This is a genomic window from Nocardioides sp. (assembly GCF_035697785.1).
Classification (GTDB): Bacteria; Actinomycetota; Actinomycetes; order Propionibacteriales; family Nocardioidaceae; genus Nocardioides_B.
In genome coordinates this window covers 76,034-99,007 of sequence record NZ_DASSCL010000099.1, presented here as the reverse complement: position 1 = coordinate 99,007, position 22,974 = coordinate 76,034, and the positions used below count along the sequence as shown (strand labels likewise).

Here is a 22,974-nt window from a genome sequence, read left to right as displayed (position 1 = left end):
GACCAACGGACCGCCACACCGGCCGCGGAGGGCGAGACGCTTTGGAGTGCAGGAAGGAGGCACTTCGAATGACCCCGATGGCACCGGTCATGGTCCTCTTGGCATTCGGCATGGCGATCACCTCGTTGGCCGGCCCGCTGGCCCTGGGACTGATGGAGTACCGCACCTCACCAACGACGCTCAACCAGCTGCTGGGCAGTGACGCCGCAACCCTGTTCGTGATCGCACCGTTGGCCCTGGTGACTGCCTTGCTCGCTCGTCGCGGACACGCAGCCGCTCCTCTGTTGGCGAGTGGGATCGGCGCGTTCGCGGTGTACACCTACGCGCAGTTGGTGATCGGTCAGGAGTACCTGCGGATCGCGGGAAATGTGGAGAGGTTCTTCCCGCTGCTGCTCGTGGTGTTCGTGCTCGCAGAGGCGGCCTTCGTCCTGGGGTGGCGAAGCACGAGCGTGCTGCCACCTGTCTCGAGACGGGTGGAACGCGCTGCGGCGTACACGTTGCTCGCGCTCGCCGTGTTTCTCGTCTTCGGGCAGCACATGATGCCGATCGTCACCGCCTGGACCGATCCGAGTGCGTTGACGGAGTACGCCTCGAGCCCGACTCCGTTCTGGCTGGTCAAGCTGATGGATCTAGGCATCGTGGTTCCTGTGGCCGTCGTGACCGGGCTCGGACTCCTGCGCGGACGACCGTGGGCACGACGCGCCGCGGTCATCGTCCTCACCGCCTACAGCTGCCTGGCGGTGTCGGTCACGAGCATGGCCCTGGTCATGCTGGCGAACAGTGATCCGGACGCGTCCGCCCCTCTCGCCCTCGGGTTCGCCGGCTTCGCGCTGCTCTTTCTCGGCCTGACGGTCGCGCTGTACCGACCCCTGTTCCAGTTATCCGCCGTCGAGGCCGGGACTGTTGGCAGCCGCTAACCTGCCGAGATGACCAACGCGACCGTTCGAAGCTGGGACGCAGGTGAGGGTTGGGGCGTCCTGGACTCGGCGGAGACGCCCGGTGGCTGCTGGGCGCACTACAGCGTTATCGACATGGACGGGCTACAAGACGCTCGATGCGGGACAGCAGGTCGGTCTTCAGTGGGAAAGTCCTGGGCAGGATGGATTCGAGTTCCGGGCGACGCGGATCGTCCCTTCGTGGTAGCCGTGCGGGTTGCCAACCTTGTTCGCGGCACACCCCCCGGACTCCGTCATACTGGGCGAGCGATGCGTACCCTTATCGCGAATCATGAGGGAGTTGTCCGGAGGATTTCTCCGGACTGAACTCCGCCTCCCGGGCCTCTAGCGCAATTGGCAGAGCAGCGGACTTTTAATCCGCGGGTTGTGGGTTCGAGTCCCACGGGGCCCACGAAGTCGCTTGTAATGAGTCGGCTGATGCTTGTCGTTTCGGCTTCGGTTGATGGTGGACAGTGTTTCGGCTGATGCTTGACAGGTACTTCGGTTGATTCTTGACACTCCCCGGATGCGGGAGTTGATCCTGCCGAGCAGCGGTACCAGACCGTGTTGGCGGTGCTGAAATCGACAGTGGCTGCTGTCACGTCCTCGGCGAGCAAGCCCCTGGGCTCCATGCCCCGGTCCGACAAGTCATGAGGCCAAAGGCGCACGAACGGGGCCCCCGGGCAGTCCCGGGGGCCCCTCGTGCGGCGCAGCGTCAGTCGGTCACCACCGCCCTGAGGACGTCGACCCTCGCCGCGGCCCGGGCCGGACCGAGGGCGGCCAGGATGCCGGCGAGCGCTGCCACAGCGACGTACACGGCGATCTGTCCGACGGGGATGGAGATCGACTCGATGCCGTAGTCCTTGAGCATCTGCGACATGGCCAGGCCGATGCCGACGCCGAGCGCCGCCCCTGTCAGGGCACCGATCAGCGAGATCACAGCCGACTCCCAGCGGACCATCGCCCGGACCTGGTTACGGGTCATGCCGACCGCACGTAGCAACCCAAGCTCACGCGTGCGCTCGAAGACCGACAGGGCCAGGGTGTTGACGATGCCTAGCAGGGCGATGAGCACGGCGAGAGCCAGCATCACGGTCATGAACATCAGCAGCTGGTCGATGAAGCCGCTCGCGACCCTCTCATAACCCTCCTGGTCCAGCACCCGGGCGTCCGGGTGGTCGGCCAGGGCGGCCGTGATCGCGTCCTCGACGTGACCCTTGTCCGCACCGGGGGCCAGCGTCACCAGCCCCGCGGCCACCAGCTGCTGACCGGTGAACGCCTGCTGCTGGTCGAGGCTGAGGATGAAATCGTCGCTGATCCAACCCTTTCCGGCGTACAGGCCCACCACTCGCAGGTCGTGCTTGCCGCTCTCGGCGAACTCCAGGGAGACGGTGTCACCGAGCACCCAGCCGTGCTCCTTCGCCGCCGACTCGGCCACCACGACACCGTCCTTGCCGAGGTCGGCCACGGAGCCCTCCGACACCTCGAGGTTCAGGACCTCCTCGGCGTTGGTCGGGTCGACCGACGAGTAGCTGGTACCGGCGCCGTCGTAGCGGGCCTGGCCGTACCCGTTCGCGGACACCTCGTCGATACCGTCGACCCGGGCGACGTCCTCGATGGCCGTCGGGCTGAAGCCCGGGGCCGACGCGCTCGACGAGGTGACGAACAGGTCGGCGTTGGTCTGCTCCGACAGCACGTCGCTGAACGACGTCTTGAGGGACGAGGCGAAGACGCCCAGGCTGACGACCAACGTGAGACCGATCATCAGTGCGGCCGCCGTGGCGGAGGTACGACGCGGGCTGCGCATGGCGTTGTCCTTCGCGAGCTCGCCGGGCAGGCCGCGCAGCCGCAGCGGAGTGCCGACGAACGACGCGATCGGACGGACCGCGACCGGCAGCGCGATGATCACACCGAGCATGGCGCCCAGCAGGCCGACGCCGAACACGCGCAGCCCGGTGTCGCCATACAGGGCGGACAGCATCCCGGCGGCGCCCGCCCCGAGGACGAGCATCCCCACGAGGGCCCGGCGCGTCGACGGTCGCTCCGCGCCCGGCGTGGCCTCGCGCAGCGCCTCGACCGGCAGCACCTTGGTGGCACGGCGAGCCGGGACCAGCGCGGAGACGACCGTGACGCCGGTGCCCACGATCACGGACGCCCAGATCGCGCTGGAGGGCACCTGCAGGGACGTGAACGGGAGGGCCAGGCCCACCGCGTCCATCAGCGCCTTCAGCCCCTTGGCCACGGCGACCCCGAGGCCGAGGCCGATCGCCGATGCGACCGTGCCGAGCACGAATGCCTCCACCAGCAGGCTGCCCAGCACCTGGCGTCGCCGTGCGCCGATGGCGCGCAGCAGGGCGATCTCGCGCGAGCGCTGGGTGACGGTCATCGTGAAGGTGTTCCAGATGATGAACGCGCCGACGAAGAGCGCGACACCCGCGAAGGTGCTCAGGATCACGCCGACCATCTTGAAGTTCTCCTTTGTGGCCGTCGCATTCTCCTTGGAGACGGCAGCGCCGGTGAGTGCCTCGGTTCCGTCCGGGATCACGGTGGAGACCCTCTCGGCAAGCTCCGCCTGGGACACTCCCGGCCGGGCGCTCACGTCGATGGCGTCGAACATCCCGGGGGTGCCGAGCACCTTCTGCGCGGTCGCGGTGTCGAAGTAGGCCGACGACGTACCACCGAGATCCTTGATCCCGTCGCCGTAGCCCACGGTGCCGACGACCGTGAACTCTCGTGTCGGCCCGAGGAAGAGCACGTCGATGGTGGACCCGAGCTTGAGGTCGCCCTTCTCGGCGCTGCTGGCGTCGACGGCGACCTCGCCTGGTCCGCGGGGGGCCCGGCCGGAGAGCAGTTGCACGTCGCCGCGCAGCTCGGCGTCCGCCGGCATGCTGTAGCCGTTCGTCGGAGCGCCGCCGACGGTCGTGATGGCCCGGCCATCGGCGCCGGTGAGCAGGGCATAGCCGCTCACCGAGCCCTCGGCGGCTCGGACGCCCTCCACGCCCCGTACCTTGTCGAGGACCGACTCGGCGACGGGGCCGCGGTTCGTGCCGACGCCCTCGGTCGCGGTGTACGGCGCCTCGGTGCGAACCACCACGTCGGTGCCCGCGCTGATCTTGCCGAACAGCATGTCGAACGCGATCCCCATGGTGTTGGTGAGGATCAGCGTCCCTGAGAGCAGCGCGACGCCGAGTGCGATCGACGCTGTCGTGAGCACGACGCGCACCTTGTGCGCGAGCATGCTTCGAAAGGTGGCGGTCAACATGGGTCAGGCCTCCATCTGCTTCATGTGGTCTAGGACGGCCTCGGCGGACGGTGCGTAGAGCTCGTCGACGATGCGGCCGTCGGCGAGGAAGACGACCCGGTCTGCGTAGCAGGCCGCGGTGGGGTCGTGGGTGACCATCACGACGGTCTGGCCGAGGTCGTCGACGGCGCCGCGGAGCAGTCCGAGCAGCTCGGTGCCCGAGCGTCGGTCCAGGGCGCCGGTCGGCTCGTCGGCGAAGACGATGTCGGGTTTGGACGCCAGGGCCCTCGCTGCGGCCACGCGCTGCTGCTGGCCACCGGACAGCTGCGCCGGCCGGTGCCCGAGCCGTCCGGTCAGGCCGACCGTCTCCGCGACCTCGGCCACCCAGTGGGCGTCCGGCTTGCGGCCCGCGATCCGCATCGGCAGCACGATGTTCTCGGCCGCTGTCAGGGTCGGGAGCAGGTTGAAGGACTGGAAGATGAACCCGATCCGGTCGCGGCGCAACGTGGTGAGCGCCTTGTCACCGAGCCGGGTGATCTCGGTGTCCGCGACATAGACCTCGCCGGCGGTCGGCCGGTCGAGCCCGGCCAGCATGTGGAGCAGCGTCGACTTGCCGGAGCCGGAGGGGCCCATGATGGCGGTGAACTGCCCGGCGTACAGGTCGACGCTGGCGTCGTCGAGGGCTGCGACGGCGGCGTCCCCGGCGCCGTAGAGCTTCGTGACGCCTTCGGCCCGGGCCGCGGTGTCGGTCCGGACTCGGGTGCTGGTCATGGTGGTCATGTCTTGTCCTTTGGTCAGGCCTGTGCGGGCTGGGCGGGAAGGTGGAACCCGAGAAGTCGCGGGCGTCGTCGTCGTCGCGGGGACCGCGGTACCGCGGACCCGGTCGTGACCATGGGCCGGTGATGGGGCACCAGGTCGGCAGCAAGCCGGCTCGGGTGACGCGAGGCGATCTCGAGGACGTTGGTGGGGGTCATGCTGTGGTCTCCATCAAGGTGAGTAGGACGCGGAGGTCGGGCTGCTGGAACGGGACGGCGGTGAAGTCGCCGGCGTAGTAGCCGTTGTGGGCGTGCTGGTCCCGCGGGGCATAGGTGCCGCTCTCTTCTTCGACGATGTGGCTCATGGCCTTCCCTCTCGCTTCTTTGGGATGGCTCCAGCACACGCCGTTCTCGGCTCGGTGCCGATCGGGCTGGGCGCACGCCGATGGGCGCAGACCGTCCGGTCCCGGGTGCTGCCCGTGCGGCTAACCCCACCCCCGCGTGCGGGCCAGCCCCTCCCGCCGGGGGCCGGTTGCGAGCAGACTCGACTGCATGACCTGGCTGACGAGGCGGCGCACCCGGCGCGAGGTCGCCGTGTCCGCGCTCGTCCTCGGTGGGCTGACGCTCTTCGTCGTCCTGGTGTACGTCGTCGTGGTGCTCGGCGGAGGTGCCCTCGTCGGACGGACCTCGTCGCCGGACCTCGTGCTCTCGGTGGTGGCGACGGTGATCGTGGCAGTGGCGTTCGACCGGGTGCAGAGCACGCTGGAGCGGACCGCCACCCGTGGCGTGTACGGCGACGCCGCTCCGCCGTACGACGTGCTGGAGCGGTTCACCTCGACCGTGATCGGCAGCTACCCGGTCGAGGAGGTGCCCGCCCGGATGGCGCGGGTGCTGGCGGAGGGCACGGGTGCCCGGGCGGCCGAGGTGTGGCTGACCGTACAGGACCTCCCGACGCTCGCGGCCACCTGGCCGCCCGGTGCGGACCCCCTCCCCGTGGAGGCGGCCGGCCGGCGCTCCCTGCCCGTGCGGTACGCCGGTGAGCCGCTGGGTGTCCTCGTGGTCCAGGAGCAGGCACCGCTCACGACCGTGGAGGAGCGGCTGTTCGCGGGCCTGGCGGACCAGGCCGGCCTCGTGCTCCGCAGCGCCGCCCTCCGGGTCCAGCTGCAGCGCAGGGTGCAGGAGCTGTCCGCCCGCGCGGAGGAGCTGCGGGCCTCCCGGCAGCGCCTGGTCGACCTCCAGGACGAGCGGCGCCGCGTCCTCGAGCGGGACATCCACGACGGTGCCCAGCAGCACCTGGTGGCACTGGCGGTGAACCTGCGGCTCGCGCAGACGCTCGCCGGCCGTTCCCCCGACCGCTCCGCCGAGCTGCTGGCGGCCCAGCAGCAGGCCACCGCCGACGCGATCGACACGCTGGTCCAGCTGTCGCGCGGCATCTACCCCCCGCTGTTGGCCGACGCAGGCCTCACCTCGGCCGTCCGCGCGGCGGCCGCGACCAGCCCGGTGCCGGTCACGGTGGTGGCGGACATCGGGCGCTACGACGCCCGCATCGAGGCGGCGGCCTACTTCGCCTGCCTGGAGGCGCTGCAGAACGCGGCCAAGCACTCGGGCGCGACGTCGGTGCGGGTGTCGCTGAGCGACGGTTCGGAGTCGGTCGTACTCACGGTCGAGGACGACGGTCACGGTTTCGACCCGTCGACGGTGCCCGCAGGCGCCGGCCTGGCGAACCTCCGAGACCGCGTGGAGTCGGTCGGTGGAACCCTGACGACGACATCCGGGCAGGGCCGCGGCACCCGGGTCGAGGCGGTGCTACCCGCTCGGGTCGTCGAGGTGGCCTGAGATGCAAGCCCGGGTCGCGTGGTGCCTGTTCGCCCTGACCGTCGTGCTGGTGGTCGGCGACATCGTGGTGGCCGTCCAAGCGGTGTCGCTGGTCTCGGACACGGCGATCGGGTTCCACGGCTTCCCGTTCGTCCACGGAGCGGTCCTGGGCGCCGCGTGGATGGGCGCGTTGATCGTCTCGCGTTATGCGCGGCACCCGATCGGCTGGATCCTGCTCGTGCAGGGCGTCGTCGGGAGCGCCTCCCTACTGCTCGAGGCATTCGCGTTCTGGGGGCAGGAGGCTGACGGCCCCGGGCCCGCCGCGCTCGCGGCGGCCGCGGCCTGGCTGGCCACGCTGCTCGGGGGGCAGCTCATCATCGGTGGCCTGGCGCTGATGTTCCTGCTCGCCCCCGACGGGCACCTGCTGTCACCTCGTTGGCGGTACGTCGCAGGGATGACCCTGTGCGGGGTCGCCATGTGCCTGCTGGCCGTCCTCTCGCTCGACCCCACGGAGTACCGGCTGCTGGCGTCCGACCAGGAGCTCGGACTGGCTCGCAACATCCTGCTGACCGTCGGCTTCGGGTTGATCTCGCTCTCGCTGATCGCATCTCTGGTCTCCGTGGTGCTGCGGCTTCGACGCAGCAGCGGTGTGCAACGCCGGCAGCTGAGGCCGATCGCGCTGTCGGCGGGGCTGGCGTCGTTCGGTCTGGTGTGGATGCCCGTGGTGCAGGCGTACAACGGCGGAACACAGACCTGGCTATCGAGCGTGCCACTGTTCGCCGCTTACTGCCTGCTGCCGGTGCTCTTCGCCATCGCGGTGCTGCGGCACCGTCTCTACGAGCTCGACGTGGTCATCAACCGCACGGTCGTGGTGATGGCAGCGACCGTGTTCGCTGCGGTCGGCTACACCACGGTCGTCGTCCTCGTCGGACGACAGACCAGTGGCTTCGCCCTGTCGCTGGCGGTCACGGCACTCGTCGCGGTGGCCTTCCAGCCCGTCCGGCGCATCGTCGTACGGTGGGCGAACCGACTCGCGTACGGGACCCGCGCCAAGCCTTACGAGGAGCTGGCGGACTTCAGCAGCCGGCTCGTCGAGACGCCTTCGGCGGAGCGGCTGCTGCCGGTGGTGGCGGCCGCCGCGGGAGAGGCGCTGGCGGCGCGATCGGCGTCGGCGACCCTGGGCACGCAGTCCACCCAGTGGGGGTCCGGGGAGTCCACGACCGACCTCCACACGGTGGCCGTCGGTGACGAGGGCAGCATCTCGGTGGGCATTCCACGCGGCCGGAGCCTCCGACCCTCCGACGAACGGCTCCTCCACGCGTTGGCCAACCAGGCCGAGGTCGCGTTCCGGAACGTCTCGCTCGAGGCGGAGCTGGCCGCGCACGTCGACGCTCTCGACGCCACGAACGCGGAGCTGGCGCGGTCGCGTGCTCGCATCGTCGATGCCGATGACGCCGTACGCCGAACCCTGGAGTCCGCCATCTCCCGGGACGTGATCCCGCACCTCCTCGCGGTCGCCGACGGCCTGCGCAGCGACCGTCCGGTCGAGCCCCTGATCGACGAGGTCAACACGGCCCTCGAGGCGCTCCGCGAGCTGACCCGCGGCGTCTACCCGACCCAGCTCGCGCGTGCGGGCATCGAGGCCGCTCTGCGCGGCTTCCCGTTGACGGTCGACCCGTCGTTGAGCGGCCGACGCTTCCCTGCCCGGGTCGAGGCGGCCGTTTACGTGTGCTGCACCCAGACCGGAGCGGGTGCAGCGACGCTGACCCCGACGGGCCTGGAGCTCCACGGTGTGGCCGACGTCCCGCAGGCCGTCCGTGACCGCGTCGAGGCGGCGGGTGGCTCGGTGTCGCGGTCAGGCGACCTCGTCTGCGTGGCGCTCCCAGACCTCGAGTAGCCGGTCCGGTCCGAACGCCGCCTTCGCGATGTACGCCGCCGCGCCCGACCCATCAAGGTCGAACTCGTCCTCGTCGTAGGTGGACAGCAGCACCACGACCGGTCCACCACCGTCGTGGGTCAGGCGCCGCGTGGCTTCCACCCCGTCGATGCCGGGCAGGTGCACGTCCATGAGCACGAGCTGTGGTCGAACCTCCCCTACCGCGGCGAGCGACTCCTCGCCCGACGCCGCCGTCCCCACGACGACGAAGCCGTCGGTCGCCTCGACCACGGTCACCATCGCCCTTCGGAACGGCTCCTGGTCGTCCACGACCAGCACGCGTACTTCGTCCACACGGCCATTGTCACCGGATGTCCGGCACTCCCGGGATGGTGCTAGCCACACGATTCCGGGTCACCGACCCCCCGTCGCCTCCAGGAAGGCCAGCACCGCCTTGACCCGCCGGTTGACCTCGCCCTCGTTCACCAGCCCGAGCTTCTGGAACACCGACCCGACGTGCTTCTCGACCGCTCGCTCGCTCATGAACAACGCCTTCGCGGTGGCCGCGTTGCTCCGCCCGGTCGCGATCTCCCGCAGCACCTCCAGCTCCCGCTCCGTGAGCGACGACAGCGCCGAGCTGGTCTGCTCCGACTTCCGCGTGAGCAGCCCTTCGACGACCTTGGGGTCGAGTGCCGACCCGCCTCGCGCCACTTCGTTCAGCGCCCGGACCAGCTCGTCCAGCTCGCTGACCCGTTCCTTGAGGAGGTAGCCCAGCCCTTCCACCCCGTCGGCGAGCAGGTCGAACGCGTACTCCGCCTCGACGTACTGCGACAGCACGACCACGCCGGTCCCGGGGAACTCCGCGCGGATCCGCTTGGCCGCGTCGATGCCCTCCGTCGTGAACGTCGGCGGCATCCGGATGTCGGTGAGCACCGCGTCCGGCTTGTGCACGGCGACCGCTCGGTGCAGCGCCTGCGGGTCCTCGACGGCCTCGACCAGCTCGACCCCGGGTGCCTCGGCGAGCAGTGCGGAGACGCCCTCCCGGACGAGAAAATTGTCGTCCGCGAAGACGACCCGCACCGTCATGGGCTCACTCTAGGGCTCGGCCGGAACGAGGTCGGCAGTTGCCAGTCGGGCTCAGGTGAACCGGAGCGACCTTGTGTGTCGGTTGACGCCTCGTCAGCGGACCCGGTCACGCGCCCAGGTCGAGGGTCCGCGCAACGTCGCGGATCCGTTCGATGCCACCCGGCGCCAGGGAGACCCGGATTAGCGTGAGGTCGCCGCGGGCGAGGCCGCGTTCGACGACCGGGCGAATCACCTCAGGATCGGCGTGGCTTGCGAGCACGAGGAGCGACGATGTGCCCGGTGTGACCGCCTGCCCGATCGCGCGCAGCGCGTCGAGGTCGACGCCGGTGCCCTCCAGCGCCGCGGCCACCTCGTTCAAGGCGGCCTCGGTCCTGCCGCCGCCGGCGGCGATCTGCAGGAGCGGGTCGACGATGGCCGCGAGCATCGACTGTTCCGGTCGCGGCCGCATGTAGCCGTGCCGCAGGCGGCCGGTGCGCGGGGCGTGGCTCCCTGCCATCCAGGTGATCGTGATGGCGTCGTGCACGCGCAGGGCGCCGTGCTGCCGCAGGGTGCGCAGCCGCATCTCGCCGGCGGTGGCGCCGAGAGGCGAGTCGTAGGTCCACATCGTCAGGGTGGGGCGAGCCTCCGCGGGCGCGGCTTTGCCACTCACGACTCGGTCCTCGTCGACTGGCTCGTGCGAGCCGCTGGAGGGGGTCTACGGGTGGTGGGCTGCTGAGCGTCGACGCGCGTGCCGCGGGCGCCGTCCCGCCTGGTGGCGTGGAGGGCCCCCGACTTGGTGGACGCCGAAGGCCTCATGGGTGTGCCCGTCTCGCGCGCAGGACTCGAGCACAACTCTACTGGCCGCGCCCAGCGGAGCCGAGTGCGACGCAGCCGGGCTTCGTGCTCAGGTCGAGGCCCGGCGGACCAACTCGGTCGAGAGGACCGTGGAGGCGCCGGCCGCGGCGGCGTCGTCGACCTGCTCGAACAGGAGCGCGACCATCTCCCGCCCCATCTGCTCGGGAGACTGGTGCACCGAGGTGAGCGGCGGGTCCGTGAACTGGGCCATCGGCGCGTCATCGAAGCCGACCACCGCAACGTCGTCGGGCACCCGTCGGCCCCGCTCCTTCAGGACCTGCAGCGCACCGGCCGCCATCGGGTCGTTGGCGGCGAAGACCGCGTCCAGGTCGGGGACGCGGTCGAGCAGCTCGCGCATCGCCTGCTGGCCGCTGTGCTGGCTGAAGTCGCCGTACGCGACCAGCTCGGCCCCCGCGTCCAGGCCGCGCGTGCTGAGGACGTCCCGGTAGCCGGTCAACCGGTCCTGCCCGGCGGCCATGTCCTGCGGCCCGGCGATCGTCGCTATCCGGCGACGTCCCGTGTCTGCCAGGTGCTCGACGCCCTGGCGCGCCCCGTCGACGTTGCCCACATCGACGTAGCTGACACCGGTCAACCCCACAGGCCGGCCTCCCAGCACAAGCGGGAGCCTTCGCGCGACGAGACGTGCGGGCAGTGGGTCCTCGCCGTGCAGCGAGAGCAGCAGCACACCGTCGACGTGCTGCCGGGAGAGGTAGCGCTCCAGCGGGCTGGACGGGTCGTGGACCTGGCTCAGGACCAGCACGAGCTGGCGCTGCGACGCGCTCACCGCGGCGCTGATTCCGCGGATGACGCCGGCGAAGTACGGCTCGCCGAAGATCCGGTCCTCGGACTCGGAGATCACCAGTGCGACCGTGTCGGTCCGGCGCCGTGCGAGCGACCGCGCCGCCTGGTTGGGGACGTAGCCGAGCTCCTCGACGGCGGTCAGCACGGCCTGTCGGCTTCGCTCGGACACATGCGCCGACCCGTTGATCACCCGGGACGCCGTGCCGCGTCCGACACCCGCGAGAGCCGCCACCTGCTCGAGGGTGGGCTGGCTGGTCGAAGGCCCGCTCACGGTCAACCTCCACCGCGGTGTCGGTCGATGAACGCGCTGTACCACGCGCCGCTCTCCTTGACCCGGCGCTCCTGGGTCTTGTAGTCCACGTGCACGATGCCGAACCGGCGCCGGTAACCCTCCGCCCACTCGAAGTTGTCCAGCAGCGACCACACGAAGTAGCCCGCCAGCGGCACGCCGGCCTCGATCGCCAGCTGGCACGCATGCAGGTGGGCGGCCAGGTAGTCGCGGCGCTCGAGGTCGACGATCCGGTCGTCCGGGGTGACCACGTCATCGAACGCGGAGCCGTTCTCGGTCACGTACAGCGGCAGCGGCCCGTACTCGTCGTGCACGCGGCACAGCGTCTCCGTCAGTCCGTCCTTGTCGACGCCCCATCCCATGGCGGTGTGCGGTCGGCCGGAGTCGACGAAGTCGACGGTGTTGCTGCCGGGGAACGCGCTGGGGCGGACCACCAGGCTGCTGTAGTAGTTGACGCCGAGGAAGTCAACGGGGCGCTTGTGTACGGCGGCATCGCCGTCACGCTCGAAACCGAAGTCCGTGACGCGCTCCAGGTCGGCGCGTACGTCGTCGGGGTAGCCACCCCGCAGCAGCGGGTCCAGGAACCACCGGTTCTGCAGACCGTCGATACGGCGCACCGCGTCCGCCGCGTCGGGGTGGCCGGGCTTCGGGCGGACGGGGTACAGGTTGACCGTCGGCCCGATCAGGGCCTGCGCGGCGACCGCACGAACCGCGTCGACGGCGAGTCCGTGCCCCAGCATGAGGTGATGCGCGGCGGCCACGGCCGCCGCCGGCTCGGACCGACCCGGGGCATGGCTGCCCGCGGCGTAACCGAGGAACGCCGAGCACCAGGGCTCGTTCAGCGTGATCCAATGACGGACACGGTCGCCCAGGGCCGCCGCGACATGGCTGCTGAACTCTGCGAATCGCAGGGCCGTCTCGCGCTCCGGCCAGCCGCCACGATCCTCGAGCGCCTGCGGCAGGTCCCAGTGGTACAGAGTCACCCACGGGTCGAGATCGTGCGCCAACAGCTCATCGACCAGCCGGTCGTAGAAGGCGAGCCCGGAAGCATTCACCGGACCCGACCCGGTGGGCTGGATGCGCGGCCAGGCGACCGAGAACCGGTACGCGCGCAGGCCCAGCTTGCGCATCAGCGCCACGTCGTCGCGCCAGCGGTGGTAGTGGTCCGCGGCCACCGCGCCGGTGTCACCGCCGACGACGCGTCCCGGCTGGGCGCTGAACGTGTCCCAGATGGATGGCAGCCGCCCGTCCTCGGCCACCGCGCCCTCGATCTGGTACGACGCGGTGGCGGCGCCCCAGACGAAGTCCGCGGGGAAGCCCGCCGCATCCGGTGAGACCGCGGGACGGTCCACGCGGTCCTCCGCGAAGGTCATCCCTTCACGCTGCCCGCGAGCAGTCCGCGCACGAAGTAGCGCTGGAGGAACAGGAAGACCACTACGGGGACCACCATGGCCACGAAGGCGCCTGCCGACAGCAGGTGCCAGTCGCTGCCTCGGCTGCCGGAGAGCTCGGCGATCCGGGCTGTCAACGGCGCGACGTCCGTCGTACCGCCGGTCATCGTCAGCGCCACGAGGAGGTCGTTCCAGACCCAGAGGAACTGGAAGATGCCGAACGCCGCGAGCGCCGGGGCAACGACCGGCAGCATGATGCGGGTGAAGATCGCCACGTGGTCGGCACCGTCGACACGCGCGGCCTCGATCAGCTCCCGCGGGACCTCCTTCATGAAGTTGTGCAGCAGGAAGATGGCGAGCGGCAGCGCGAAGATCGTGTGCGAGAGCCACAGTGGCCAGAACGTGCCGTTGACACCCAGGTCCACGTAGATGCGCAGCAGCGGGATCAACGCGATCTGCAGCGGCACGATCTGCAGCGCGAAGACCGCCACGAACAGCAGGTCCCGGAACGGGAACCGCATCCATGCGAAGGCGTAGGCGGCCAGGCTCGCGACCGTCACGGGGATCACCACGGCCGGAATGGTGATCACGATCGAGTTGATGAAGTACGTCGACAGGGCGGCCCCGCCGAACAGGGTCTCCTCGTAGTTCTCCAGCGTGAACTCGGGGTTGCTGAACCAGGTCCACCACCCGCTGGACTGGATGGAGGCCTGGGGACGGAACGACGTGAGCAGCAGCCCGAACGTGGGCACCGTCCAAAGCAGCGCCAGGACGATCGCCGCAAGCGACGCCCAGGGGCTGCTGAGTCGCTTCTTGGCCCGGCCGGACACGGTCACGGGCTCGATGCCCTCGACCGGTTCGGCGGTGGTGACCACGACGCTCATCTCTACGCCGCCTTTCGCATCTGTAGGACGTTGTAGACGACGAGCGGCACGACCAGGACGAACAGCAGCACCGCGAGCGCGGAGGCGATGCCGGTGTTCAGGATCCGGAAGCCCTGGGTGTAGAACTCGTTGGCCACCACGCTGGTATCGAACTGGCCGCCGGTCATCGTCCGCACGATGTCGAACACCTTCAGCGTGCCGATGGCGATCGTCGTGAGCACCACGATGAGCGCCGGACGGATGCTCGGGACAGTGATGTAGCGGAACATCTTGATCCCGCCCAGTCCGTCGAGCTGAGCCGCATCGGTGATGTCGGACGGGATGGCTTTGATGGCTGCTGACAGGACCGTCATGGCGAAGCCGGCCTGGACCCAGACCATCACGAGGATGAGGAAGACCGTGTTCAGCGGCGCGTTGAGCAAGAACTGCTGCGGCTCGAAGCCGAGCCAGACCAGCACCTGGTTGAGCAGTCCGATCTGCTGGATCCCCTGCTGGTCCGGGCGGTACTCGTAGACGAACTTCCAGATGATGGACGCCCCCACGAGCGAGATCGCCATCGGCAGGAAGATCACCGCCTTCGCGCTCGCCTCGAAACGCGACCGGTCGACGAGCACGGCGTAGACGAGGCCCACCGCGGTGGACATGATCGGGGTGAGGATGACCCAGATCGCGGTGTTCTGCAGCACCGTGAGCATGGCCGGGTTGGTGAACACCTCGGTGTAGTTCTCCAACCCGACGAAGGTGTCGCTCGTCCGGTCGAAGAACGACTGGTACGTCGTTCGGATCGCGGGGTAGACCAGTCCCACGCTCAGCAGGGCGAGTGCCGGCACGACGAACGCCAGCGACTCCACCAGCTCCGCCCTACGCTTCACCCGGCCGACGAGCAGGAGGATCAGCCCCATCACCCCGGCGAAGAGGGCGATCGCCAACACCATCTGACCCAGCTTTTCGAAGCTCTCCATGGCTCACCCTTCTTGCTCGCCTCGCCTCGTTCGCTTCGCCTCGTCGCGGCCCGCGGCCGCGGCGCCAGGCGGCCGGATGCTGACCGGGGGCGGACCTGACCCTGCGGTCACGTCCACCCGGACCCGTCGAGCATCCGACCGTCCTGGCATTCACCTTCGAGACGGGCGTCTCACTGCGGCCAGGCGTCCTCGATCCCGTCGGCCACCGCCTGGGTGTCGGTGCCTGTGATCCAGTCGACCATGCCGTTCCAGAACGCCACGGTGCCCACCTCGGCCGGCATCAGGTCCGACGCGTCGAACCGGAAGACGGCGTCCTCGTCCTGGAAGATCTCCGCCGACAGGGTGTCCACCGGGTCGTCGAAGAGCTCGAGCGGGACGTTCCGGTTCGCCGAGACGAACGCGCCACCGGCTTCGGCACGCTCGGACTGCCCGATGTCGCTCGACATGTAGTTCTGGAGCGCCTGGACCTCCGGGCGCTCGTCGAACGCCGCGACGAACTCGCCGCCGCCCAGGACTGGGCTGCCGTGCTCCGGGTTGATCGGCGGGAAGTAGAACGCGAAGATCTCGCCGTCGGGGCTGACGTCGGTGCCCTCCGGCCAGTTAGCGGCGTAGAAGGACGCCTGCCGGTGCATCCAGCACTGGTCCTGCGCGATCGGAAGTCCGCCGTCCTCGAACCGTGTCGTAGCGATGCTGGAGACGTCGCCCAGGCCGCCGTTCATGTAGTCCTCGTTGAGGAAGACCTCGGCGACGGTGTCCATCGCTTCGACGATCTGCGGGTCGTTGAACGGGATCTCGTGTGCGATCCACTGGTCGTAGACCTCGGGCCCGGCCGTACGCAGGACGACATCCTCGATCCAGTCGGTGGCCGGCCAGCCGGTTGCGTCGCCGGATCCCACGCCCGCGCACCACGGCTTCCCGCCGTCCGCGACGATCTGGTCCGACAGCGCGATCAGGTCGTCCCAGGTCTCGGGGACCTCGTACCCAGCCTCGGCGAAGGCCGTCGGCGAGTACCAGACGAACGACTTGACGTTGGCACCCCACGGGGTTCCGTAGTAGGTGTCGTTGACCGAGCCGTACCCGACCCACGACGGATCCCAGGAGGCCTCGACGTTGGCCTGCGTGTCTTCGGGGACCTCGATCACGGCGTCGAAGTCGTTGACCAGCGTGGCCAGCAGGCCCGGCTGGGGGATGATCGCGATGTCGGGCGCCGTGCCGCCCTGGACCCGGACCGGGAGCTGCGCCTCGAACTCGTCGGAGCCTTCGTAGACGACCGTCGCTCCCGTGCACTCCTCGAACAGGTCGAACGACGCTTCGAGGGGCTCGTCCTCGGGTGCCACGATCGTGCTGTAAACCGAGATCTGGGTGCCGTCGAGGTCGCCGTACGACTCGGCGAAGGCGCAGTCGGCGCTGCTGCCGCCACCACCGCCACCACCGGCTTCGCCACCGTCGGCGTCTGAGGGCTCGTCGTCGCCGCCGCACGCGGCCAGCACCAGCGTCGCCGCCAACCCACACGCCACAGCGGCCGCACCGCGCCGGACTTTGCCATACGCCATGCCTTGCCTCCTTCAAGTTCACCGGTCGGATGCCGGTTCTCAATCACTGTGGTGAGGGCCGCATCCCGCCGTCAATGGCCCTTTGGGAGCGTTCCCAATATCGTGACCATTTCGTTACCTTGGCGCGGCCTGACCGCCCTTGTTGCTCATCGGGTGGGGTCGGCGACGACCGTGTCCGCGCCGTGCCGCCGCGTCAGTCGGTCCATTCGGTGTACGCCGGGAATCGCCGATCCGCTCCGTGGACGGTGTCGCGATCTCGCCCGTGGCCACCGTGCCAGTCGACGCAGAGAACGGTCGCGTCGTCGGTGAGCACGCCGTCGAGCACGCCGAGGACGCGGTCGGCGAGCGCCCGAACGGCCTCGCGGGGGTGGAGCATGCGGGTGTCGACGATGGCTTGAGCCAGGTCCAGGTCGGCCGCGTTGCGCTCGAGCATCCCGTCCGTCACGAGGACCAGCCGATCGCCGGGCTCCAGCACGAGATCCGTGCCGCGGTACGTCGTGTCGGGGAACAACCCGAGCGGAAGGTCCACGGGCAGCTCGACGACCGAGACGTCGTTGCCTCGGGCCAGGTAGGGCGACACATGGCCGGCATTCACCAGCTGGATGGATCCGCTGCTCAGGTCGAGACGGCCGACCAACCCCGTCACGAAGTCCTCCAGACCGCTACCGGAAGCATGTTCGACCAACGCCTGGTTCGCGGAGGCGACCTGCTCGAGCAGGGCCGCGCCCTCGCTGCGCGTGTTCCGGAGGCTCCCCACGCACAGCGTCGCGCTGAGAGCGGCGGCGACGCCGTGGCCCATCGCGTCGGTCATGGACAGGTGCAGCACGTCGCGAGAGAGGCTGAAGTCGAACGTGTCCCCGGCTATGCCGGCTGCCGGCTCGAGCCATCCGGCGAGCGTGAAGGCGCCGGCCTCACACGTCTGTGGTCCGGGCAGCAGCCGGTGCTGGATCTCCGCGGACAGGCTCAGGGGGCGGGTGCGTTGACCCCATTCGTACAGGTCGGTGTGCCTGCGGTTGGCGATCACCACGAACGCCAGCAGGTGCGCGAGCCGGGCCACCTCCTCGAGCCCCTCGGCGTCAGGCTGTTCGGGGAGGATGAACTCGAGAACGCCGATCACCTCGCCGCGCTCGGTCACCGGCGCGAGCACCCGCCACTCGTCGGGATGGGTCGGCTCCGCGAACTCGGAGCCCGGAGCGAGGACCTGCACCTCCTGGCGCCGTACCACCCGTTCTGCCGGTCCCCCGTCGAACGGCAGCACGGTCGCGCTCTCGTCGACCTGCCGACGCTCACCCTGGGACAGCGGCACCTCGCGGCTTCGGTCGGGCGCCGCCTGGCGCGGGACGTGCGCCAGCCTGACCAGCCCACGACCCGAGAGGTCGGCCACCAGGAAGGAGGCGGAGCTGGCACCGAGCTCCCGCCCGAGGGCAGCAGTCACCGACTCGACAGCCTCCACGGGGGACGCCGACTCTGCCGCGTCCAGCACGCTGGCCAATACCCCGGTGCTCCTTTCGCGCTCCATTGCCCGGAGCATAGGCGGAGCAGGATTCCGGTGTCTCATGTCTCCGGCTCGTACCGCACGAGAGCTCCTCGAGGAACCATCAGCGGCGCCCGCAGCCGGCCGGCCGCATGCGGCGTTGCATCGGCCGCACGGACAGGGTGCTGCCTACGCTGAGGGCATGGCGGTGAACCGGAGTCGCAGGTCTCGCTACGCCCGTCGCCGCAACCTCCGGATGGCTCGCGTCGAGCACGACCTGAGCGACGCGCAGTGGGCCGCCCTCAAGACGGCGTGGGGCGGATGCGCCTACTGCGGCGCCACCGACGGGCCCCTGCAGCGCGACTGCGTGTTGGCGATCTCCCGCGGCGGGCGCTACACCCTAGACAACGTCGCGCCGGCGTGCCGGGCGTGCAACGCCAGCAAGTGCAACGACGAGGTCACCGGCTGGCTCCGCCGCAAGAGGTACGACGAGCGTGCGTTCCTGACCCGCCACCGCGAGATCGGCGAGGCAGTCGCGCTGGAGTTCGGCTCGGTCGGCTGAGGCGCGCCCGTCAGGTCGAACGTGGCCGGCGCCGGAGCGGTCGGACGTTGTGCTCGTCCAGCCGCCACCCGAACACGGCCTCCTCCAGCACCGCCCACCTGCCGTGGGCCAGGCTGCTCAGCCGGTGCCACGCGTCCGGCGCCAGGCCGATCAGCCGCCCGATCGCCGCCTTCGCCGTGCCGCCATGGGTCACCACGACCATCGTCTCACCGGACGCCAGGCCGGCGAGGGCATCGTCGATGGCCGCCTGGGCCCGCAATGCGACCTCGACGTAGGTCTCCCCACCGCCCCGCCGGATGTCGATCCCGTGCCGCCACGCGAGGTACTCCCGGGGGAACCGTCGCTCGACCTCGTCGCGGGTGAGTCCCTCCCAGGATCCGAGGTCGGCCTCCCGCAGCCGGGGGTCGGGCCGGATCTCCACGCCGATGCTCGTCGCCAGCGCCTCCGCTGTCTGCTGGGCGCGGAGCGCGTCGGAGCTGAGCAGGATCGACGGCTCGGCCCGCTCGAGATGCGTCGCGGCGGCATCGGCCTGGGCGATGCCGACGTCGTCCAGCGGCAGGTCGGATCTGCCCTGGAACCGGCGTTCCACGTTCCAGGCGGTCCGGCCGTGGCGCAGCAGGACGATCCGCCGTCGCTCCGTCAACGTGGCTCCCTCCGCTCGGTCGGGCAGGGCAGGTGACGAGCCGGGGGCCATGACTGGGCGCGCGCCGTCGCCATGGTCGGCCCCCGAGAGCTCGATGTGTTCGGGTGCTCCCCGACAGTAGAACCAACCGGTGCCGAATTCACAGTGGGCCATGGTCCTAGCACCCCACCCCTGCCGGGGCGCGGGGCGCGGGGCGTTGCACGCTCGGGAGGTGCTAGCGGGCTCCGGCCGCGACCTGGGCCTCGAGGACCTCGAGCGTCCGGGCCAGCGCCGCGGCGTCGTCGTCGGCCCGGGTGGCGGCGGCGAGGTCGACCCGCGCGTGCCGGCCGACCAGCGGGCGGTACGTCGCGCCGGCCACGCCGAGCGCGGCCACCGGTTCCGGCACGAGGGCCACACCGAGACCGGCGGCCACGAAGGTGACCAACGTGGAGGTCTCCGCGACCTCATGACGCACGCGCGGCTCGAAGCCGGCCCCCCGGCACAGCTGGACCACCGCGTCGTACATCACCGAACGACCGCGCCCGGCGTGCACCACCAGCTCCTCCTGCTCCAGGTCGGCGAGCCGGACGCGCTCGCGGGACGCGAGCCGATGTCCCTCGGGCAGCGCGACGATGAGCCGCTCCCGGCGCAGTAGCCGGAGGGACAGGGCCGCGTCGTCGAGCGGCGGGCGCAGCAGTGCCAGGTCGATGACGCCGGAGCGCAGCGCGTCGGCCAGGTCCGGCACGAGCATCTCGCCGCGGAACGCGAAGTCGACGCCCGGCAGCTCCTCACGCAGAGCGCGGGCCAGCGCCGGCAGCAGGCTGTACGTCGCCGAGCCGACGCAGCCCACCACCAGCCTGCCCTCGAGGCCGGCGTCGATGCGGTGTGCCTCCTCCCCCGCCTCGTCGACGGCGGCCAGGATTCCCCGGACCCGGCCGAGATAGGCATCCCCGGCGGCGGTCAGCTCGACCTTGCGGGTCGAGCGCCGCAGCAGCGTCACCCCCAGCTCCTCCTCGAGCCGGCGGATCTGCTGGGACAGTGGCGGCTGCGCCATGTGCAGGCGGTCGGCGGCGCGCCCGAAGTGCCGCTCCTCGGCGACGGCCTGGAAATAGCGCAGGTGACGGAGTTCCATGAATTCAGACTCTCAGAGTCTGGATCAACGCGAAACGAGTATTTCCCAATATGGAACTGCAGGACCTAACGTCAAGGGATGAGCGACGTCGTCATCTGTGAGCCAGTCCGCACCCCCGTCGGCCGCTTCGGTGGGGCGCTCGCCCCGCTCAGCGCCGTCGACCTCGCCTCGCAGCTGCTCACCGAGCTGGTCCGGCGGACCGGGCTCCAGGAGGGCGACGTGGACGACGTCGTGCTCGGTCAGGGCTACGCCAACGGCGAGTCTCCGGCGATCGGACGGATCGCCGCCCTCGACGCGGGCCTCGGCACCGGTGTCCCCGGCATCCAGATCGACCGCCGGTGCGGCTCCGGCCTCCAAGCCGTCCTGTACGCCTCCGGTCAGGTCGCCACCGGGGCGGCGAAGGTCGTCGTGGCCGGCGGGGTGGAGTCGATGTCCAACGTCGAGCACTACGCCCTCAGGCTGCGGACCGGGGTGCGGATGGGCGGCGTCGAGCTGATGGACCGCCTCGACCGGGCCCGCGAGACCGCCGGCGGCAAGCACCACCCGGTGCCCGGCGGGATGCTGGAGACGGCCGAGAACCTCCGCCGTGAGTACGCCATCTCCCGCGAGGAGCAGGACGAGCTGTCGGTGCGCTCCCAGCAGCGCGCCGGCGCCGCGCACGACGAGGGCCGCTTCGCCCACGAGCTGGTGCCGGTGACCGTGCCCGGCCGCCGCGGGAAGCCCGACCTCGTCGTGGACCGCGACGAGCACCCGCGCCCGGAGACCACGCTCGAGGACCTGGCGCGGCTGCGACCGGTCCGTCTCAAGATCGACGAGGCCTCGACCGTCACCGCCGGCAACGCCAGCGGGCAGAACGACGGAGCGGCGATGAGCGTGGTCACCACGCGTGACGAGGCCGAGCGCCGAGGGCTGCGCCCGCTGCTGGCCCTGCGCTCCTGGGCGGTCGCCGGGGTCGGCCCCGAGGTGATGGGCATCGGGCCGGTCCCCGCCACCGCGGCCGCCCTCGACCGGGCCGGCCTGACTCTCGACGACCTGGACCTCATCGAGCTCAACGAGGCGTTCGCCGCGCAGGTGCTCGCCTGCCTGCGCGAGTGGAAGATCGACGCGACCGACGAACGGCTGAACCCGAACGGCTCGGGCATCTCGCTCGGCCACCCGGTCGGCGCCACCGGCGGCCGGATCCTCGCCACCCTGGCCCACGAGATGCAGCGCCGCGGCAGCCGCTTCGGCCTGGAGACGATGTGCATCGGCGGCGGCCAGGGGCTGGCCGCGGTGTTCGAGGCGGTCCGTTGACCCGGACCGACGACGCATGAGCCTCGACAAGGTGGTCGCCTCCGCGGCCGACGCCGTCGCCGACATCCCCTCCGGAGCCGTCCTCGCGGTCGGCGGGTTCGGGCTGGCCGGCATCCCGTGGTTCCTGCTCGACGCGCTGCTCGACCAGGGCGCCGACGACCTGACAGTGGTGTCCAACAACTGCGGCGTCGACGGCGCCGGCCTCGGCCTGCTGCTCGAGCGCGGCCGGATCAGCCGAGTGATCGCGTCGTACGTCGGGGAGAACAAGGAGTTCGCGCGGCAGTACCTCGGCGGCGAGCTCACCGTCGAGCTCACGCCCCAGGGCACGCTCGCCGAGCGGCTGCGCGCCGGCGGCGCTGGTATCGGTGCCTTCTACACCCCGACCGGTGTCGGCACGCCGGTCGCCGAAGGGGGCCTGCCGTGGCGCTACCACCCGGACGGTTCGGTGGCGCTCGCCTCGGCACCGAAGGAGGTGCGCACCTTCCACGGCCGGGAGATGGTGCTCGAGGAGTCCATCGTCACCGACGTGGCGCTGGTGCGCGCGGCGGTCGTCGACCGCGCGGGCAACTGCGTCTTCCACGCCTCGGCGCGGAACTTCAACCCCGCCGCGGCCATGGCCGGCCGGCTCACGATCGTCGAGGCCGAGAGCGTCGTCGAGGTCGGCGAGCTCGGACCCGACGACGTCCACCTGCCGGGCGTCTTCGTCCAGCGGGTGGTCGAGCTGACCCCCGAGCAGGCGAGCCGCAAGGACGTCGAGAAGCGGACCACCCGGGCGAGGACGAGCTGACGTGGCCTGGACCCGCGACCAGATGGCGGCACGTGCGGCCCTCGAGCTGCACGAGGGCGAGTACGTCAACCTCGGGATCGGCTTGCCGACCATGATCCCCGGCCACCTCCCGGAGGGGTCGACCGTGACGCTCCACGCGGAGAACGGCGTTCTCGGAGTCGGCCCGTTTCCTTACGACGACGAGGTCGACCCGGACCTCATCAACGCCGGCAAGCAGACCGTCACGGTGCTGCCCGGTGCGTCGTACTTCGACTCCCCGCTGAGCTTCTCGATGATCCGCGGCGGTCACATCGACGTCGCCGTGCTCGGCGGCATGCAGGTGTCGGCAACCGGCGACCTGGCCAACTGGATGGTGCCGGGCGCGATGGTGAGGGGCATGGGTGGCGCCATGGACCTGGTCAGCGGCGCCGGCCGAGTGGTCGTGCTGATGGACCATCTCACCAGGGCGGGCGAGCCCAAGCTGGTCTCGGTCTGCACGCTTCCGCTCACCGGCCGGGGCGTCGTCTCACGGGTCGTCACCGACCTCTGCGTGCTCGACGCGGTCGAGGGCGAGTTCCACCTCGTCGAGCTCGCCCCCGGGGTCTCCCTCGACGAGGTCGTCACGCGCACCGCGGCGCCCGTCGTCGACCGACGAGCCGCTGCGACGCCTGGCTGACACCTGGCGCCTGCGGGTGCCGCCCGC

General features: G+C 70.5%; 21 protein-coding genes and 1 tRNA gene. 8 read left to right on the top strand and 14 right to left on the bottom strand.

All coding sequences use genetic code 11. The features are described from left to right. Window positions 1–77: 77 nt before the first annotated feature. Window positions 78–917, top strand: a complete 840-nt coding sequence (locus VFH10_RS10015; protein ID WP_325128052.1) for a hypothetical protein — start codon at window positions 78–80, stop codon at window positions 915–917. A gap of 357 nt (window positions 918–1,274) precedes the next feature. Beyond that, window positions 1,275–1,347: transfer RNA gene (locus VFH10_RS10010), tRNA-Lys, on the top strand. Between the two features lie 303 nt (window positions 1,348–1,650). Here VFH10_RS10010 and VFH10_RS10005 read toward each other — a convergent pair. The 3 genes from VFH10_RS10005 to VFH10_RS09995 all read right to left on the bottom strand — a co-directional run bounded on the left by VFH10_RS10005 (window position 1,651) and on the right by VFH10_RS09995 (window position 5,296). After that, window positions 1,651–4,173 (bottom strand): ABC transporter permease, encoded by a 2,523-nt coding sequence (locus VFH10_RS10005; RefSeq protein ID WP_325128050.1) that lies wholly within the window; start codon window positions 4,171–4,173, stop codon window positions 1,651–1,653. A 27-nt stretch (window positions 4,174–4,200) separates the two neighbouring features. After that, window positions 4,201–4,956: an ABC transporter ATP-binding protein gene (locus VFH10_RS10000; RefSeq protein ID WP_325128048.1), complete on the bottom strand. Its 756-nt coding sequence runs from the start codon at window positions 4,954–4,956 to the stop codon at window positions 4,201–4,203. 190 nt (window positions 4,957–5,146) lie between these two features. Next, on the bottom strand, window positions 5,147–5,296 hold the full coding sequence (locus VFH10_RS09995; RefSeq protein ID WP_325128046.1) for a hypothetical protein: 150 nt from the start codon (window positions 5,294–5,296) through the stop codon (window positions 5,147–5,149). A 187-nt stretch (window positions 5,297–5,483) separates the two neighbouring features. Here VFH10_RS09995 and VFH10_RS09990 point away from each other — a divergent pair, with 187 nt between their 5' ends. Together VFH10_RS09990 and VFH10_RS09985 are read left to right on the top strand one after the other, a co-directional pair. Continuing rightward, the gene (locus tag VFH10_RS09990) at window positions 5,484–6,767 is read left to right on the top strand and encodes a sensor histidine kinase (RefSeq protein ID WP_325128044.1); all 1,284 of its coding nucleotides are present in this window, start codon (window positions 5,484–5,486) and stop codon (window positions 6,765–6,767) included. 1 nt (window position 6,768) lies between these two features. After that, a complete protein-coding gene (locus tag VFH10_RS09985; protein ID WP_325128042.1) occupies window positions 6,769–8,643 on the top strand; it encodes a hypothetical protein in 1,875 nt (624 codons plus the stop codon). Here the strand turns inward: VFH10_RS09985 and VFH10_RS09980 are convergent. The 9 genes from VFH10_RS09980 to VFH10_RS09940 all read right to left on the bottom strand — a co-directional run bounded on the left by VFH10_RS09980 (window position 8,602) and on the right by VFH10_RS09940 (window position 17,941). Beyond that, a complete protein-coding gene (locus tag VFH10_RS09980) occupies window positions 8,602–8,976 on the bottom strand; it encodes a response regulator transcription factor (RefSeq protein ID WP_325128040.1) in 375 nt (124 codons plus the stop codon). The two genes, VFH10_RS09985 and VFH10_RS09980, sit on opposite strands and share 42 nt — an antisense overlap. 60 nt (window positions 8,977–9,036) lie before the next feature. Beyond that, a complete protein-coding gene (locus VFH10_RS09975) occupies window positions 9,037–9,708 on the bottom strand; it encodes a response regulator transcription factor (RefSeq protein WP_325128038.1) in 672 nt (223 codons plus the stop codon). A gap of 106 nt (window positions 9,709–9,814) precedes the next feature. After that, a complete protein-coding gene (locus VFH10_RS09970; protein ID WP_325128036.1) occupies window positions 9,815–10,357 on the bottom strand; it encodes a hypothetical protein in 543 nt (180 codons plus the stop codon). 234 nt (window positions 10,358–10,591) lie between these two features. Continuing rightward, on the bottom strand, window positions 10,592–11,614 hold the full coding sequence (locus VFH10_RS09965; protein WP_325128034.1) for a LacI family DNA-binding transcriptional regulator: 1,023 nt from the start codon (window positions 11,612–11,614) through the stop codon (window positions 10,592–10,594). A 2-nt stretch (window positions 11,615–11,616) separates the two neighbouring features. Then, window positions 11,617–13,005 carry a GH1 family beta-glucosidase gene (locus VFH10_RS09960; RefSeq protein ID WP_325128032.1) on the bottom strand — a complete coding sequence of 463 codons (1,389 nt, stop codon included), beginning with the start codon at window positions 13,003–13,005 and terminating at the stop codon, window positions 11,617–11,619. Continuing rightward, window positions 13,002–13,907, bottom strand: a complete 906-nt coding sequence (locus tag VFH10_RS09955) for a carbohydrate ABC transporter permease (RefSeq protein ID WP_325128030.1) — start codon at window positions 13,905–13,907, stop codon at window positions 13,002–13,004. The genes VFH10_RS09960 and VFH10_RS09955 overlap by 4 nt, the downstream gene beginning before the upstream one ends. Window positions 13,908–13,909: 2 nt before the next feature. Beyond that, a complete protein-coding gene (locus tag VFH10_RS09950) occupies window positions 13,910–14,869 on the bottom strand; it encodes a sugar ABC transporter permease (protein WP_325128027.1) in 960 nt (319 codons plus the stop codon). A 170-nt stretch (window positions 14,870–15,039) separates the two neighbouring features. Beyond that, the gene (locus VFH10_RS09945; protein WP_325128025.1) at window positions 15,040–16,422 is read right to left on the bottom strand and encodes an ABC transporter substrate-binding protein; all 1,383 of its coding nucleotides are present in this window, start codon (window positions 16,420–16,422) and stop codon (window positions 15,040–15,042) included. Window positions 16,423–16,615: 193 nt separating this feature from the next. After that, entirely contained in the window at window positions 16,616–17,941 is a 1,326-nt protein-coding gene (locus VFH10_RS09940) for a PP2C family protein-serine/threonine phosphatase (RefSeq protein WP_325128023.1), read from the bottom strand. 157 nt (window positions 17,942–18,098) lie between these two features. Here VFH10_RS09940 and VFH10_RS09935 point away from each other — a divergent pair, with 157 nt between their 5' ends. Continuing rightward, window positions 18,099–18,458 (top strand): HNH endonuclease, encoded by a 360-nt coding sequence (locus tag VFH10_RS09935; RefSeq protein WP_325128021.1) that lies wholly within the window; start codon window positions 18,099–18,101, stop codon window positions 18,456–18,458. Window positions 18,459–18,468: 10 nt separating this feature from the next. Here the strand turns inward: VFH10_RS09935 and VFH10_RS09930 are convergent, their stop codons facing one another. Next, window positions 18,469–19,101 (bottom strand): histidine phosphatase family protein, encoded by a 633-nt coding sequence (locus VFH10_RS09930; RefSeq protein ID WP_325128019.1) that lies wholly within the window; start codon window positions 19,099–19,101, stop codon window positions 18,469–18,471. Window positions 19,102–19,315: 214 nt separating this feature from the next. Next, window positions 19,316–20,212: a LysR substrate-binding domain-containing protein gene (locus tag VFH10_RS09925; RefSeq protein WP_325128017.1), complete on the bottom strand. Its 897-nt coding sequence runs from the start codon at window positions 20,210–20,212 to the stop codon at window positions 19,316–19,318. A gap of 78 nt (window positions 20,213–20,290) precedes the next feature. Between VFH10_RS09925 and VFH10_RS09920 the strand changes: the two genes are divergently transcribed. Genes VFH10_RS09920 through VFH10_RS09910 form a run of 3 tightly spaced genes read left to right on the top strand, consistent with a single transcriptional unit; the run spans window position 20,291 to window position 22,947 of the window. After that, window positions 20,291–21,505, top strand: a complete 1,215-nt coding sequence (locus tag VFH10_RS09920; protein WP_325128015.1) for an acetyl-CoA C-acetyltransferase — start codon at window positions 20,291–20,293, stop codon at window positions 21,503–21,505. A gap of 16 nt (window positions 21,506–21,521) precedes the next feature. Next, complete coding sequence (locus VFH10_RS09915) at window positions 21,522–22,292, top strand: CoA transferase subunit A (protein WP_325128013.1); 771 nt, start codon at window positions 21,522–21,524, stop codon at window positions 22,290–22,292. Window position 22,293: 1 nt separating this feature from the next. After that, complete coding sequence (locus tag VFH10_RS09910; RefSeq protein WP_325128011.1) at window positions 22,294–22,947, top strand: 3-oxoacid CoA-transferase subunit B; 654 nt, start codon at window positions 22,294–22,296, stop codon at window positions 22,945–22,947. Window positions 22,948–22,974 lie beyond the last annotated feature (27 nt).

Coding starts and splice junctions, on each gene's coding strand:
- VFH10_RS10000 (WP_325128048.1), bottom strand. CDS start 4,956: ATGACCACCATGACCAGCACCCGAGTCCGGACCGACACCGCGGCCCGG.
- VFH10_RS09975 (WP_325128038.1), bottom strand. CDS start 9,708: ATGACGGTGCGGGTCGTCTTCGCGGACGACAATTTTCTCGTCCGGGAG.
- VFH10_RS09990 (WP_325128044.1), top strand. CDS start 5,484: ATGACCTGGCTGACGAGGCGGCGCACCCGGCGCGAGGTCGCCGTGTCC.
- VFH10_RS09935 (WP_325128021.1), top strand. CDS start 18,099: ATGGCGGTGAACCGGAGTCGCAGGTCTCGCTACGCCCGTCGCCGCAAC.
- VFH10_RS10015 (WP_325128052.1), top strand. CDS start 78: ATGGCACCGGTCATGGTCCTCTTGGCATTCGGCATGGCGATCACCTCG.
- VFH10_RS09950 (WP_325128027.1), bottom strand. CDS start 14,869: ATGGAGAGCTTCGAAAAGCTGGGTCAGATGGTGTTGGCGATCGCCCTC.
- VFH10_RS09995 (WP_325128046.1), bottom strand. CDS start 5,296: ATGAGCCACATCGTCGAAGAAGAGAGCGGCACCTATGCCCCGCGGGAC.
- VFH10_RS09920 (WP_325128015.1), top strand. CDS start 20,291: ATGAGCGACGTCGTCATCTGTGAGCCAGTCCGCACCCCCGTCGGCCGC.
- VFH10_RS09960 (WP_325128032.1), bottom strand. CDS start 13,005: ATGACCTTCGCGGAGGACCGCGTGGACCGTCCCGCGGTCTCACCGGAT.
- VFH10_RS09915 (WP_325128013.1), top strand. CDS start 21,522: ATGAGCCTCGACAAGGTGGTCGCCTCCGCGGCCGACGCCGTCGCCGAC.
- VFH10_RS09945 (WP_325128025.1), bottom strand. CDS start 16,422: ATGGCGTATGGCAAAGTCCGGCGCGGTGCGGCCGCTGTGGCGTGTGGG.
- VFH10_RS09940 (WP_325128023.1), bottom strand. CDS start 17,941: ATGGAGCGCGAAAGGAGCACCGGGGTATTGGCCAGCGTGCTGGACGCG.
- VFH10_RS10005 (WP_325128050.1), bottom strand. CDS start 4,173: ATGCTCGCGCACAAGGTGCGCGTCGTGCTCACGACAGCGTCGATCGCA.
- VFH10_RS09925 (WP_325128017.1), bottom strand. CDS start 20,212: ATGGAACTCCGTCACCTGCGCTATTTCCAGGCCGTCGCCGAGGAGCGG.
- VFH10_RS09955 (WP_325128030.1), bottom strand. CDS start 13,907: ATGAGCGTCGTGGTCACCACCGCCGAACCGGTCGAGGGCATCGAGCCC.
- VFH10_RS09985 (WP_325128042.1), top strand. CDS start 6,769: ATGCAAGCCCGGGTCGCGTGGTGCCTGTTCGCCCTGACCGTCGTGCTG.